The organism is Pseudomonas sp. 2835, from assembly GCF_050435905.1.
Lineage (GTDB): Bacteria > Pseudomonadota > Gammaproteobacteria > Pseudomonadales > Pseudomonadaceae > Aquipseudomonas.
In genome coordinates, this window is sequence record NZ_JBNDLE010000001.1 from 1 (window position 1) to 13068 (window position 13068).

General features: G+C 63.6%; 12 protein-coding genes. 4 read left to right on the top strand and 8 right to left on the bottom strand.

The genetic code is table 11. The annotated features are described in order from the left end of the window. The 3 genes from ABIE20_RS00005 to ABIE20_RS00015 all read left to right on the top strand — a co-directional run. The coding region (locus ABIE20_RS00005; RefSeq protein ID WP_429501666.1) for an aldehyde dehydrogenase family protein at window positions 1-225 on the top strand (225 nt) is incomplete at its 5' end. A gap of 122 nt (window positions 226-347) precedes the next feature. Beyond that, complete coding sequence (locus ABIE20_RS00010) at window positions 348-1757, top strand: amino acid permease (protein ID WP_429501668.1); 1410 nt, start codon at window positions 348-350, stop codon at window positions 1755-1757. Between the two features lie 109 nt (window positions 1758-1866). Next, window positions 1867-2364, top strand: a complete 498-nt coding sequence (locus tag ABIE20_RS00015) for a PaaI family thioesterase (protein ID WP_429501669.1) — start codon at window positions 1867-1869, stop codon at window positions 2362-2364. Here ABIE20_RS00015 and ABIE20_RS00020 read toward each other — a convergent pair. The 4 genes from ABIE20_RS00020 to ABIE20_RS00035 all read right to left on the bottom strand — a co-directional run bounded on the left by ABIE20_RS00020 (window position 2361) and on the right by ABIE20_RS00035 (window position 6276). Next, window positions 2361-3677, bottom strand: a complete 1317-nt coding sequence (locus ABIE20_RS00020; RefSeq protein WP_429501671.1) for a hypothetical protein — start codon at window positions 3675-3677, stop codon at window positions 2361-2363. The two genes, ABIE20_RS00015 and ABIE20_RS00020, sit on opposite strands and share 4 nt — an antisense overlap. 108 nt (window positions 3678-3785) lie before the next feature. Then, window positions 3786-4934 (bottom strand): M14 family metallopeptidase, encoded by a 1149-nt coding sequence (locus ABIE20_RS00025; protein WP_429501673.1) that lies wholly within the window; start codon window positions 4932-4934, stop codon window positions 3786-3788. A 49-nt stretch (window positions 4935-4983) separates the two neighbouring features. Then, entirely contained in the window at window positions 4984-5496 is a 513-nt protein-coding gene (locus tag ABIE20_RS00030; RefSeq protein WP_429501675.1) for a DUF4880 domain-containing protein, read from the bottom strand. A 447-nt stretch (window positions 5497-5943) separates the two neighbouring features. Then, complete coding sequence (locus ABIE20_RS00035; protein ID WP_429501677.1) at window positions 5944-6276, bottom strand: DUF6124 family protein; 333 nt, start codon at window positions 6274-6276, stop codon at window positions 5944-5946. Between the two features lie 131 nt (window positions 6277-6407). On the opposite strand from ABIE20_RS00035, the gene ABIE20_RS00040 reads away from it, so the two are divergent. Continuing rightward, window positions 6408-7067, top strand: coding sequence for a LexA family protein (locus ABIE20_RS00040; protein WP_429501679.1), 660 nt, complete (start codon window positions 6408-6410; stop codon window positions 7065-7067). A 68-nt stretch (window positions 7068-7135) separates the two neighbouring features. Here the strand turns inward: ABIE20_RS00040 and ABIE20_RS00045 are convergent, their stop codons facing one another. The 4 genes from ABIE20_RS00045 to ABIE20_RS00060 form a co-directional block, all read right to left on the bottom strand. Then, window positions 7136-9091 (bottom strand): acetyl/propionyl/methylcrotonyl-CoA carboxylase subunit alpha, encoded by a 1956-nt coding sequence (locus ABIE20_RS00045; protein ID WP_429501681.1) that lies wholly within the window; start codon window positions 9089-9091, stop codon window positions 7136-7138. Continuing rightward, window positions 9088-9906, bottom strand: coding sequence for a gamma-carboxygeranoyl-CoA hydratase (locus tag ABIE20_RS00050; protein ID WP_429501682.1), 819 nt, complete (start codon window positions 9904-9906; stop codon window positions 9088-9090). Before ABIE20_RS00050 ends, ABIE20_RS00045 begins: the two co-directional genes overlap by 4 nt. A 2-nt stretch (window positions 9907-9908) precedes the next feature. Beyond that, on the bottom strand, window positions 9909-11513 hold the full coding sequence (locus ABIE20_RS00055) for a carboxyl transferase domain-containing protein (RefSeq protein WP_429501683.1): 1605 nt from the start codon (window positions 11511-11513) through the stop codon (window positions 9909-9911). A gap of 132 nt (window positions 11514-11645) precedes the next feature. Next, a complete protein-coding gene (locus tag ABIE20_RS00060) occupies window positions 11646-12809 on the bottom strand; it encodes an isovaleryl-CoA dehydrogenase (protein ID WP_123565955.1) in 1164 nt (387 codons plus the stop codon). Between the last annotated feature and the right edge of the window lie 259 nt (window positions 12810-13068).

Consider the following 13068-nt stretch of genomic DNA (forward strand, 5'->3'; position numbering starts at 1 on the left):
GAAGCCGAGCGCTTCCAGAGCGCCGCGGGCAGTGACTGCGGGATTGCCAACGTCAACATCGGCACCAGCGGTGCGGAGATTGGCGGCGCCTTTGGTGGTGAGAAGGAAACCGGTGGCGGCCGTGAGTCGGGCTCGGATTCGTGGAAGGCCTACATGCGCCGGCAGACCAATACCGTGAACTATTCCCGCGAGCTGCCGCTGGCGCAGGGGATTGTCTTCGACTGACGACGGCGTCGGCTCCATCGCCGGCAAGGCCGGCTCCCACAGGGATCTCTGCTATATGCAAGACCCTGCAGGGGCTGGCTTGCCCGGCGATGACCACAAGAATAAGCAGTAGAGGGTTACCCATGGCATCGCTACAACAAAACAAACAGCGTTCGCTGCAACACGGTCTGACCTCGCGCCAGGTGTCGATGATCTCCATTGCCGGGATCATCGGCGCCGGGCTGTTCATTGGCTCGTCAACGGCCATCGCCACCGCCGGGCCGGCCATTCTGATTTCCTACACCATGACCGGCCTGCTGGTGCTGCTGGTCATGCGCATGCTCGGCGAAATGGCTATTGCCAACCCCAACAGCGGCTCGTTCTCCACCTACGCCAGCCAGGCCATCGGGCCCTGGGCCGGGTTTACCATCGGCTGGCTGTACTGGTGGTTCTGGGTGCTGATCATCCCGGTCGAGGCGATTGCTGGCGCCGATATCCTGCATGCCTACTTCCCCGGCGTACCGTCGTGGCTGTTCGCCTTCCTGATCATGATCGTACTGTCGGGCACCAACCTGATCAGCGTGAAGAACTTCGGCGAGTTCGAGTACTGGTTCGCCCTGATCAAGGTCATTGCCATTCTTGCCTTTATTGGCGTCTGTACCTTGGCGGTGTTCGGCTTCTGGCCATTGGCCGAAGTCTCGGGTGTGCAACAGCTGTGGGCCACCGGCGGTTTCATGCCCAACGGTTTTGGCGCGGTGCTCGGCGGCGTGCTGGTGACGATCTTTTCGTTCTTCGGTGCCGAGATCGTCACCATCGCCGCCGACGAAACCTCCAACCCCAAGGACAAGATCCGCAAGGCCACCAACCTGGTGGTGTACCGCATCGCAATCTTCTACATCGTCTCGATCTTTTTCATCGTTTCGTTGGTGGCCTGGAACGATCCGGGCCTCAAGGCTGTGGGCTCGTTCCAGCGCGTGCTGGAAGTGCTGAACGTGCCGGGCGCCAAGCTGATGGTCGACCTGGTGGTGCTGGTGGCGGTGACCAGCTGCATGAACTCGGGCCTCTACACCGCCTCGCGCATGCTCTACTCGCTGGGCTCGCGCGGCGAAGCCCTGAAGATGACCAAGCGCATTTCCGGCAACGGCGTGCCGACCGTGGCGGTGATCCTCTCGACCTTCGCAGGCTTTGCCGGTTGCCTGGTCAACTACGTGTTCCCTGGCAAGGTCTTTGGCTTCTTGCTCTCGACCACCGGCGCCATCGCCTTGCTGGTGTACCTGGTGATCGCCGTGTCGCAGCTGCGCATGCGCGCCATCACCGATCGCCAGGGCACCGAGCTTGCGTTCAAGATGTGGTTGTTCCCGTGGCTGACCTGGCTGGTCATCGGCCTGATTACCCTGGTGCTCGGCTACATGCTGATCAGCCCGGCCTACCGCTATGAAACCCTGATGACTGCAGGGGTGACCCTGGCCATCCTGCTGATCTCGCTGACCCGGCGCAAAACACCGGCCAGCGAGCCGGCCGGCAGCCCGGCGGTATCGGCCAAAGGCCTCTAGCGCGGCGCTTGGCACGGCAAAAGCCCATGACTGGTTCATGGGCTTTTTCGTTGTGCGGCGTTACTATCGGCAATGCTTTCCCTTTAAAAAACAGACAATCAGGAAGCCTATGAGTACCCAAGCCTTATCCCTGCAGGAACTGGCCGCCCCCGAAGGCGTCTGCTACGGCTGCGGCTGTTCCCACCCCAGCGGCCTGCACCTGAAGAGCCACTGGGACGCCGACGGTATCCACCTGCTGTGCCGCCATTCGCCCGACAGCACCTTCCTCGGCTGGCCGGGGCTGGTCTATGGCGGTTTGCTGGCGATGCTGGTCGACTGCCATTCGAACTGGACCGCCATGGCCTACCACTACCGCGCCGAAGGCCGCGAGCCGGGCAGCCTGCCGCGTATCGACTGCGTCACCGGCCAGCTCAACCTGACCTACCTGAAACCCACGCCGATGGGCGTCGAGCTACTGCTCAGGGCCCGGGTCGAGGGTGACGTGGGGCGCAAGAGCCGGGTGATCTGCGAAGTCTGGGCCGACGACGTACTGACCGTCAGCGCCGACTCGGTGTTCGTTCGGGTCGACACCGAAAAGCTCAAGCACAAGGCCCACGGCACCGCTTAAAACGGCACGGCAATGGTCAACTGGCTGTAGACGTTGGTGCCATTGCCGCCGACCTGGTTGCCGCCGTCATCGCTGCTCTTGCGCGGCTGGTACAGGCCCAGCAGCGGGCTGATGATCAGGTGCTCGCTGACCGCCCATTCAGCGTACAGGTCCAGCTCGCGGCCATCGAGGTTCAGCGTGTCGCGCTCGTGCAGGGTCTTGTAGTTGAACAGCAGTACGCCCAGGGTCAGGTTCTCGACCGGGGTGGCCTTGAGGCCGACAAAGTGCACGTCGTTGTTGCTGTTGAACGGGCCTGAATAGTTGCCTGTGACCTCGCCCTGGAACCAGGTGCCGTAGCCGCGGTTCATGCCGTTGAACATTGAGTCCCAGCCTTCGGAATAGCGGCTGTAGCGGTAGGTGAGGTCCGGGTGCCAGGGCACCTCGGCGAAGGTGTAGCCGGCCTCGGCGTACCAGGCTTTCTCTGCGCCTGCGTCCTTGTTCTGCCAGGCGTACTCGAAGGCAAAATGCGCGTTCTCGACCCCGGCATCACCGGCGCCGCGCAGGCTGTAGATGTCCATGCCTTCGCGTTGCTTCTGGAACTCGCTGGCGTAGCGATCATCGACGTTCAGGCCGCGGATGTAAGCCAGCTCCAGGGTGCCGGGGGCAGCGCTGTAGGCCAGCGTACTGGCAGCCAGTTCGCTGTTGGCCTGGGCGCGGTTGTCTGACTTCATCCAGAGCAGGCTGCCATGCAGGCCCTCCTTGGTGCCCAGGCGCAGTACTGCGGTCTTGTCGAAGGCATGGCGGGCGGCCAGGTAATAGGCGCCGCCGCGATTGAGCGCGCCGTCGGCCGGGCCCTTGCCGAAGTTAAGGCCGTCGTCGTTGATGATGAAGCCATCGCCGAGGGTGATCACCTGGCGGCCGAACGACAGGTCCAGGCCATCCTCGCCCAGTGCCGGGATCAGTTTGCCCGAGCGCCAGCCGGCGAAGGCTTCGTCGAATTTAGTGGTGCGTTCGCTGCCATCGCTGATACCGGCGGCATCGCCGTCGCCCCAGGTGGCGGAACTTACCAGGTTGGTGGTGCCGTAGACCGTGCCCAGCTCGCCCAGGCGCTGGTCGGCGCTCAGACCATATTTGATGAAGCCTTCGCGCCAGGTCGAGCCGCCCGTGGTGCCGTCGTAGTTCTTGCGGCTGTTGAACAGGCCGTAGACGGCGAGGAAGTTGGCGTTCAGGTGCGTGTCGTCATCGGCATACAGCTCAAGTGCCTGAGCCGGGGGCAGGGCCAGCAGCAGGCTGAGGCCGGTGCCCTTGAGCAAACGGGGGAGGCGGGTGGTCATGGCGCAGGTTCCCTAAAGGAGGCGTTGGTGGCCGCCATTTAGGGTTCGAAGGCCCCGGCAGGTCTTTGCTTTGCCTGCCAGGGCGGTTGATCCTGCTCGCCAGCAGGTTTAGCGTAAGGTGGCGGCCATCTGCCCGAACACATCGAGTACGGCGCTGGCCAGGTCCTTGCTGCGCAGGCCGTTCCAGCCGGTTTTGGGGTTGGGCGCGTTGTCGTGGTCCTTGAACGGCATCTCAAGGGTCAGCGACAGGCAGTCAAAGGCCTGGCCGACACTGTTGCAGGCCAGGGTCATGTTGGCCTGGCCTGGGGCGGACCGCGGGTAGCCATGGACTTGCTGGAAGTCCACGGTGCGCTTGCACAGGCTGTCGCGGAAGGTGGCTTCCAGGGCGGCGATGCGCGCGTTATAGCCGGGGTTGCCTTCGCAGCCGGCGGTGAACACGTGGGGGATTTCTTCGTCGCCGTGCACGTCGAGGAACAGGTCGACGCCGTGCAGCTTCATTTGCTGCTGGGCGAAGTACACCTCCGGGCTCTTGTCGATGCTTGCATCCTGCCAGGCGCGGTTCAGGTCCTGGCCCTTGGCGTTGGTGCGCAGGTGGCCATGGATGGCGCCGTCGGGGTTCATGTTCGGGATCAGGTACAGGTCGGCTTCCTGCAGCAAGGCCTGGACAGTCGGGTCATTGTGCTGCAGGCGATCGATCACCCCCTCCATGAACCACTCGGCCATATGCTCGCCCGGGTGCTGCTGGGCGATGATCCACAGTTTGCGCTTGGTTGCGGCGCCGTCGCCGGCGCGCAGCAGCTGGATGTCACGGCCTTCGACGCTGCGGCCGGTGGCCAGCAGTTCAACGCCAGGCAGGCTGGTGGCGCGTTCAATCAATTGATTGTGGCGCGCGCGCGGGTAGGGCTCGAAGTAGGCGAACCAGGCATGGGGATGTTCGGCCTTGAGGCTGAACTCAAGGGCCTTGCCATCGAAAGTAGTGGGCACCCGGAACCACTGCTGCTGGTCGTAGGACGCCACGGCCTGGTAACCGCTCCAGGCCTTGTGGTAGGACGAGGCGCCGGCGTTTTCCAGGATAAAAACATGGGTGTGGCCCGGGGTCAGCCCCGCAGCCTTGAAGTGGAACCACTGGAAGTGCTCGCTGCTGGTATCGGGGCGGATATCCAGGCGCACCTGTGCAGGGTCACTGGCATCCTTGACGAGGATGTTGCCGGAATCGAAATCGCAGTCGATGTGCAGGGGGGACAGCGTCACGGTCATCACCAGGCTCCATGTAGAGTTGTTGTGGCAACTACTCTACACGCCTGGCTCAGGACCAGAAACCGATCGCTGCCAATGCCGCCAGCCCCAGGCCGATGGCAACCGAGCAACCGCCCAGCGACAGCGCCGCGCGGGGTTGACGGTACCAGCCGTCTTCGCCCAGCTGACGGGCCGGGGCCAGCAAGGTGCGCCAGCGCAGCTCGGTGGCGTGGAACGCCTCGCGGTGTGCCGGGGCGCTGTCGAGCCAGCGACGAAAGTCGATGCGTTCGCTGGCCGTCACATCCGGGCTCTGCAGGCGCACGTACCACTGGCCGGCGATGCTCGCCAGGGCGTCGCGTTCTTCGCGGGCAATCTGCAGCGCCTGGTTCATGTGGCGCTCGACGGTGACGGCCGGCAGGTCGAGGCGCTCGGCAATGCTGGCAAACGACAACTGGTCGAGGCGGCTGAGGAGGAACACCTGTTGAACGCGGCGCGGCAGCTTTTTCAGGCGCAGCAGCAGGGCGTCATCCGCCAGGTTGTGGGAAAGGGGATTGTGCTCAAGGGGCAGCAACAGACGGGTCATGTACAAGCTCCTTGCTGGTCGGTGGAGTGGGGGCGTCTTCCGTGACGCTGCAACAGCTTATTAGTAACGAGATTGATTCTCAAGTGCTAATTCTGCAAAGCGCTGTTACAACCATTCACTGCGCGACATTCATTTGCTATCATCGCGGCCATTCAAGCAACACCCATCTTCATTAGCCTGAAGACCAAAAAAAAGACCCGGCAAAAAGCCGGGTCAAAAACCGTGATTAGCCTGATGAGGAGATAATCTGAGAGTCCGACCTAAGGGCTTTCAGTTTATCCAACCAGTCTCGCGACCAGTTGTGAGCAATAATAATCGTTATCATTTGCAAGTCAAATGAATTTTCTGTCATTGCGTAAAAAACTTTTACGCAGTGCGCTCCCTCCTGACCGGCGGACACCAGCACCCGCCTTCGGTCGACTCCCACGTAACGTTCTGCATCAAGGCTCAGGAATGCTCCTGGTTGGCCGCCGTACGCTCTAGCATGGCCCTGGCCATGTTGATCATGTGCATCGACGCCAGCGCCAGTTCGCGCGGTACGCCTTGCAGGCCGTCAGCCGATTCGTAGGCGGTAGCGGCGGCGCAACGCAACAGATTGGTGGCATGGGCGGTGGCTTGCGCGCCACTAAGGCCTTCGCGGGCGACCAGCAGTGGTTCGTCCGGGCCAAAGGCCACCGGGGCCGGATTGAGGTAGTAGTCCAGCGCACGCCGGGCGGCATCACTGTTACTTAATGCTTCGGAATCGAGGCTGAGGTCCATTTCAGGGGATATCGGTTTCATGCGTCTGCCTGCTGTCTGGGTAAGCGATGAAAGGTGTTGGCAGATATTAATACGATATGTAGTTATGACTATTGTTTAAATACTACAATATGTGTATTGAGCGCCAGGAGGCAGTCCGTATCGTGCCAGCGATGGATAAATGGACTGACCTGGTCAAAGCCAGGATGCGTGAACTGAAGGTCACGCAGGAAAATCTCGCCGAACGCATCGGAGTCACCCAGGGCGCCGTGGGCCACTGGCTGCGCGAGGAGCGTGAGCCGAAACTGCGGGTGCTCAACCAGATCCTGGTGGAAGTGGGCCTGCCGCCGCTGCAGATGGTTTTCCCCCACCAGGTTTCGGAAAGCAACGGTTCCTACACAGTCTCGGGCAACCCGACTACTGTGACTGGCGCCGATGGCCTACAGCACGAACTGTATTTTCGCTATCCGATTCTGGCCTGGGGCAATCTTGACCTGGTGGAGGCGGCCGACGACTCGCCGTTGCAGTCAACCGACTACAAAGCGCAGGGGCGGGCGTTCTGGCTCAGGGTTGAAGGCGATGCGATGACCGCGCCGCTGGGCTTGAGCGTGCCGGAGGGGATGTTGATCCTGGTCGACACCGGGCTTGAGGCCGAAACCGGCAAGCTGGTGATCGCGCGTTCGCCAGGCAGCGCAGCGGTGAGTTTTCGCCAGCTGAGCGAGGAGGGCGGCCAGCGCTATCTGCGCCCGCTCAACCCGACCTATCCCAAGGCCTTGTGCAGCGAGCAGTGTGAGTTGCTGGGGGTGGTGGTGCAGGCGTTGGTCAAGTTTTGAGCTGAATCTGATCGCGGGGCAAGCCCGCTCCCACACTGTGGGAGCGGGCTTGCCCCGCGATGAGGCGCTCAAGCCTCGTCCAGCTCCACCAGCACAGCCCCTTCACTGACCATCTCGCCTTCCTGGCAGAACAGCGCCTTGACCGTCCCGGCATGGGGCGCGCGGATGCTGTGTTCCATCTTCATGGCTTCCAGCACCACCAGCTGCGTGCCAGCTTCCACCGCCTGGCCAACTTCCACCAGTACCCGCACGATACTGCCGTTCATCGGCGCGCCGAGGCCGCCCTGATGACTGTGGCTGGCGTCGGCCTCGGCAATCGGGTCGTAGCGGTTGACGCTGTGCAGCTCGCCGTCCCATTGCAGGTACAGGGTCTGGCCTCGGCGGATCGCCAGGTGCCGGCGGCGCAGGCCGTTGAGGTCGATCAGCAGTTGCTCGCCATCCAGCGTCAGGTTCGACGCCGCCGCCTGGCTGAGGGTGATGCCACGGTCCTCACCGTTGCAGGTCAGGTGCAGGCTGATCTGCGCCGGCACGCCGGCACGAAAACCGCTGTTGGCGGCCCACGGCGAATGACGGTCATCGGCCCGCGCCTGGGCCGGCTGGCTCTGGATGAAGGCTTCGGCCGCTGCCTGCCAGAAGGCCGGCGGCAAGGCTTGCGGCGCCGGCAGCAGTTGCTCCTGATAGCGCGGGATGAACCCGGTATCCAGCTCGGCCTCGGCAAATGCCGGGTGGGCGAGGATGTGCCGCAGGAAGGCGATGTTGGTCTTCAGCCCGCCGATGGCAAACTCGTCGAGCATCGCCAGCAAGCGCAGGCGCGCCTGTTCGCGGGTTTCGCCCCAGGCGATCAGCTTGCCGAGCATCGGGTCATAGAACGGCGAAACGTCGTCGCCCTCGCTGACGCCGCTATCAACCCGCCGGCCTTCGCCCGGCGTCGACTCGCGGTACAGCGCCAGGTGGCCGGTGGCCGGGAGAAAGTCATTGGCCGGGTCTTCGGCATACAGGCGCACTTCAATGGCGTGGCCATTGAGCGGCACCTGCGCCTGGGTGATTGGCAGCGGCTCGCCGCAGGCGACGCGGATCTGCCAGGCGACCAGGTCCAGGCCGGTGATCGCTTCAGTGACCGGGTGTTCGACCTGCAGGCGGGTGTTCATCTCCATGAAGAAGAACTCGCCGCGGGCGTCGAGCAGGAACTCCACGGTGCCGGCACCGACATAGCCGATGGCCTGGGCGGCCTTGACCGCCGCTTCGCCCATGGCCTGGCGCTGGGCGCTGCTCAGGCCCGGGGCAGGGGCTTCTTCGACGACCTTCTGGTGCCGGCGCTGGATCGAGCAGTCGCGCTCGTTGAGGTACAGGCAATTGCCGTGCTGGTCGGCGAACACCTGAATCTCCACGTGGCGCGGCTTGAGCACGTATTTTTCCACCAGCATGCGCGCATCGCCGAACGACGACTGCGCTTCACGCTGGGCTGAGGCCAGGGCTTCGCCGAGCTGGCTTTCGTGCTCGACCACCTTCATGCCCTTGCCGCCGCCACCGGCGGTGGCCTTGAGCAGTACCGGATAGCCGATCTTTTCGGCGGCGGCGCGGAAGGTTTCCAGGTCCTGGGCCTCGCCGTGATAACCCGGTACCAGCGGCACGCCGGCCTGTTCCATCAGGGCCTTGGCCGCCGACTTGCTGCCCATGGCATCGATGGCGCTGGCCGGTGGGCCGAGGAAGATCAGCCCGGCTTGCTCGATGGCGCGGGCAAAGCCTGCGTTCTCGGACAAGAAGCCGTAGCCGGGGTGGATCGCCTGGGCGCCGCTGGCTTTGGCCGCGGCCAGTAGCTTGTCGATGTCCAGGTAGCTTTCAGCGGCCTTGGCACCGCCCAGGTCGACGCGGATATCAGCTTCGCGGCTGTGCCGCGCTTCACGATCGATGGCGCTGTGCACGGCCACGGTGGTCAGGCCCAGGGCCTTGGCGGTGCGCATCACCCGGCAGGCGATCTCGCCACGGTTGGCGACCAGCAGGGTGGTCAACGGGGTGCGGCTCATGGGCGCGGCTCCTTGTTCGACGGTTGGCCCTGCCAGGCCGGGCTGCGTTTTTCCAGGAAGGCGCGCAGGCCTTCCTGGCCTTCGGGGCTGACGCGGATGCGGGCGATGGCGTTTTCGCAGTAGCGGCGGATGGCCGGGGTCAGCTCGCCGTGGCCGACTTCACGCAGCAGCTCCTTGCTGGCGCGCATGGCCTGCGGGCTGTTGAGCAGCAGGTTGTCGATCCAGTTGTTGACCTGCTGTTCCAGCTCTGCGGCCGGGTAGGCTTCGGCCAGCAGGCCCAGCTCACGGGCACGCTCGCCGCTGAATCGTTCGGCGGTCAGGGCATAGCGGCGTGCGGCGCGCTCGCCCATGGCCTGGACCACGAACGGGCTGATCACCGCTGGCGCGAGACCGATGCGCACTTCCGACAGGCACAGCTGCGCGTCACTGGTGCCAATGGCCATGTCGCAGCAGCTGATCAGGCCCAGGGCGCCGCCAAAGGCTGCGCCTTGCACCACCGCCAGGGTCGGCACCTTGAGCCGCGCCAGGTTGTACATCAGCTCAGCCAGCTCGCGGGCGTCGTCAAGGTTGGTGTTGTAGTCCAGTTGGGCCGACTGCTGCATCCAGGCCAGGTCGGCACCGGCGCTGAAGTGCCGGCCACGGCCGCGCAACAGCACGAAACGCAGGCTGCTGTCGGCGCCGATGTGGTCGATGGCGATGATCAGCTCGCGGATCATCTGTGCGTTGAAGGCGTTGTTCTTGTCTTCCCGGCTCAGCCACAGGGTGGCGAAACCACGGGGGTCCTTGATCAGTTCAAGGGTAGTGAAGTCGCTCATGGTCACATCCGGAAAATGCCGAAACGGCTTTGTTCGATCGGTGCGTTGAGGGCAGCGGACAACGCCAGGCCAAGGATCTCGCGGGTTTGCGCCGGGTCGATGACGCCGTCGTCCCAGAGCCGGGCGCTGGAGTAGTAAGGGTGGCCCTGGTGCTCGTACTGGTCGAGGATCGGCTGCTTCAGGCGCGCTTCGTCTTCGGCGCTGAAGGCCTGGCCGCTGCGTTCGCTCTGCTCGCGCTTGACCTGGGCGAGCACGCCGGCGGCCTGTTCGGCGCCCATCACGCCGATCCGCGCATTCGGCCACATCCACAAGAAGCGCGGGTCGTAGGCGCGGCCGCACATGCCGTAGTTACCAGCGCCGAAGCTGCCGCCGATGATCACCGTGAACTTTGGCACCTGGGCGCAGGCCACCGCGGTGACCAGCTTGGCGCCGTGTTTGGCGATGCCGCCGGCTTCGTACTTCTGGCCGACCATGAAACCTGTGATGTTCTGCAAAAACAGCAGCGGGATGCCGCGCTGGCAGGCCAGTTCGATGAAGTGCGCGCCTTTTTGCGCCGCTTCCGCGAAGAGGATGCCGTTGTTGGCCAGGATCGCTACCGGATACCCGTGCAGGTGGGCAAAGCCGCACACCAGGGTAGTGCCGAACAGCGCCTTGAATTCATCGAACACCGAGCCGTCGACCAGCCGCGCAATCACCTCGCGCACATCAAACGGCTGCTTGGCATCGGCTGGCACCACGCCGTACAGCTCTTCACTGCTGTACAGCGGCGCCACCGGCGCGCGCTGCTGCAATTCGCCGAGCTTGTGCCAATTGAGGTTGGCCACGCAGCGCCGGGCGATGGCCAGGGCGTGCTCGTCGTTGTCGGCATAGTGGTCGGCAACGCCGCTGGTTTTGCAGTGCACATCGGCGCCGCCAAGGTCTTCGGCGCTGACCACTTCACCGGTGGCGGCCTTGACCAGCGGCGGGCCGGCAAGAAAGATCGTCGCCTGCTGGCGGACCATGATTGCTTCGTCAGCCATGGCCGGCACGTAGGCGCCGCCTGCGGTGCATGAGCCCATGACCACGGCAATCTGTGGAATGCCGAGGGCGCTCATGTTGGCCTGGTTGAAGAAGATCCGCCCGAAGTGCTCACGGTCAGGGAATACTTCATCCTGGCGCGGCAGGTTGGCACCGCCCGAGTCCACCAGGTACAGGCACGGCAGGCGGTTCTGCAGGGCGATGGCCTGGGCGCGCAGGTGCTTTTTCACCGTCAGCGGGTAGTAGGAGCCGCCTTTGACCGTGGCGTCGTTGGCGACGATCATGCATTCGACGCCTTCGACCCGGCCGATGCCGGCGATCACGCCTGCGGCCGGGACGTCTTCGCCGTACACCTCATGGGCGGCCAGCTGACCGATTTCGAGGAACGGCGAACCTGCGTCGAGCAGGCGGTCGATTCGTTCGCGTGGCAACAGTTTGCCCCGCGAGGTGTGCCGCTCCTGGGCCTTGGGCCCGCCGCCCTGGTGTACCTGGGCGATCAGGCTGCGCAAGGCGTTGACCTGGTCCGCCATTGCGGCGTAGCTCTGCGCGAACTCTGCTGACTTCGGATTGATGTGAGACTTGATGATCATTGTGGTTCCTCACGCAGAATCAAGCTACAAGCTTCAAGCTGCAAGACTGATCTGTGTTATGGCGGCAATCGCAAGCCGTCAGTACTGCGCGGGCTGCATCGACTTGCCGCTTGTAGCTTGCTGCTAAGCGCTTCAGCGCGTCTCTTGGAAGAGTTCTCGACCGATCAGCATCCGGCGGATCTCACTGGTGCCGGCGCCGATCTCGTAGAGCTTGGCATCGCGCAGCAGGCGGCCGGCCGGAAATTCATTGATGTAGCCGTTGCCTCCCAGAATCTGGATCGCCTCAAGGGCCATCTGGGTGGCGCGCTCGGCGGTGTAGAGGATGACCCCGGCGGCGTCCTTGCGCGTGGTTTCGGCGCGGTCGCAGGCCTGGGCCACGGCGTACAGGTAGGCGCGGCTGGCGTTGAGCTGGGTGTACATGTCGGCGATCTTGCCCTGGATCAACTGAAACTCGCCGATGCTCTGGCCGAACTGTTTGCGGTCGTGGATGTAGGGCACCACCAGGTCCATGCAGGCCTGCATGATCCCGGTCGGGCCGCCGGAGAGCACCACGCGCTCGTAGTCCAGGCCGCTCATCAGCACTTTGACGCCGCCGTTGAGCACGCCGAGGATGTTCTCTTTCGGTACTTCGACGTTGTCGAAGAACAGCTCGCAGGTGTTGGAGCCGCGCATGCCCAGCTTGTCGAATTTGTTGCTGCGGCTGAAGCCTTTCCAGTCGCGCTCGACAATAAAGGCGGTGATGCCGTGGGCGCCTTTTTCAAGGTCGGTCTTGGCGTAGATCACGTAGGTGTTGGCGTCCGGGCCGTTGGTGATCCAGGTCTTGCTGCCGTTGAGGACGAAGTGATCGCCGCGCTGTTCGGCGCGCAGTTTCATCGATACCACGTCGGAACCGGCATTCGGCTCGCTCATGGCCAGGGCGCCGATGTGCTCGCCGCTGATCAACTTGGGCAGGTATTTGGCTTTCTGTTCGGCGTTGCCGTTGCGGTTGATCTGGTTGACGCAGAGGTTGGAGTGGGCGCCGTAGGAGAGGGCGACCGAGGCCGAGCCGCGGCTGATTTCTTCCATGGCCACCACGTGGGCCAGGTAGCCGAGGCCGGCGCCGCCGTATTCTTCACTGACGGTGATGCCCAGCAGGCCCATGTCACCGAACTTGCGCCACATGTCGGCGGGGAACAGGTTGTCCTGGTCGATCTGCGCGGCGCGCGGCGCCAGCTCTGCGGCGACGAAGGACTGCACCTGGTCGCGAAGCATGTCGATGGTTTCGCCCAGGGCGAAGTTCAGGGTCGGATAACGCATGCTGGCACCTATTGTTGATTGTTCTTGGATTAAGGGTGCTTGTGCTGGTCTCATCGCAGGTTATGCCCGCTCCTACAGTTCTTTGTGGGAGCGGGCTTGCCCCGCGATAGCCTCACAACACAAACCCTGATTGTCAGTAACCTTTACGTTAACGTAAACCTGCCGCCCGATGCTGTCAATCTCGCCATGACCTTTACGTTAACGTAAATATGCGCCAGAGTAAGACCCGCTTGAGTCAGCTCCCAGAACAACCACAAAA

Bases quoted from the DNA above. Each gene is read 5' to 3' on its own strand.
- ABIE20_RS00010 (WP_429501668.1), top strand. From the start codon at position 348: ATGGCATCGCTACAACAAAACAAACAGCGTTCGCTGCAACACGGTCTG.
- ABIE20_RS00015 (WP_429501669.1), top strand. From the start codon at position 1,867: ATGAGTACCCAAGCCTTATCCCTGCAGGAACTGGCCGCCCCCGAAGGC.
- ABIE20_RS00020 (WP_429501671.1), bottom strand. From the start codon at position 3,677: ATGACCACCCGCCTCCCCCGTTTGCTCAAGGGCACCGGCCTCAGCCTG.
- ABIE20_RS00025 (WP_429501673.1), bottom strand. From the start codon at position 4,934: ATGACCGTGACGCTGTCCCCCCTGCACATCGACTGCGATTTCGATTCC.
- ABIE20_RS00030 (WP_429501675.1), bottom strand. From the start codon at position 5,496: ATGACCCGTCTGTTGCTGCCCCTTGAGCACAATCCCCTTTCCCACAAC.
- ABIE20_RS00035 (WP_429501677.1), bottom strand. From the start codon at position 6,276: ATGAAACCGATATCCCCTGAAATGGACCTCAGCCTCGATTCCGAAGCA.
- ABIE20_RS00040 (WP_429501679.1), top strand. From the start codon at position 6,408: ATGGATAAATGGACTGACCTGGTCAAAGCCAGGATGCGTGAACTGAAG.
- ABIE20_RS00045 (WP_429501681.1), bottom strand. From the start codon at position 9,091: ATGAGCCGCACCCCGTTGACCACCCTGCTGGTCGCCAACCGTGGCGAG.
- ABIE20_RS00050 (WP_429501682.1), bottom strand. From the start codon at position 9,906: ATGAGCGACTTCACTACCCTTGAACTGATCAAGGACCCCCGTGGTTTC.
- ABIE20_RS00055 (WP_429501683.1), bottom strand. From the start codon at position 11,513: ATGATCATCAAGTCTCACATCAATCCGAAGTCAGCAGAGTTCGCGCAG.
- ABIE20_RS00060 (WP_123565955.1), bottom strand. From the start codon at position 12,809: ATGCGTTATCCGACCCTGAACTTCGCCCTGGGCGAAACCATCGACATG.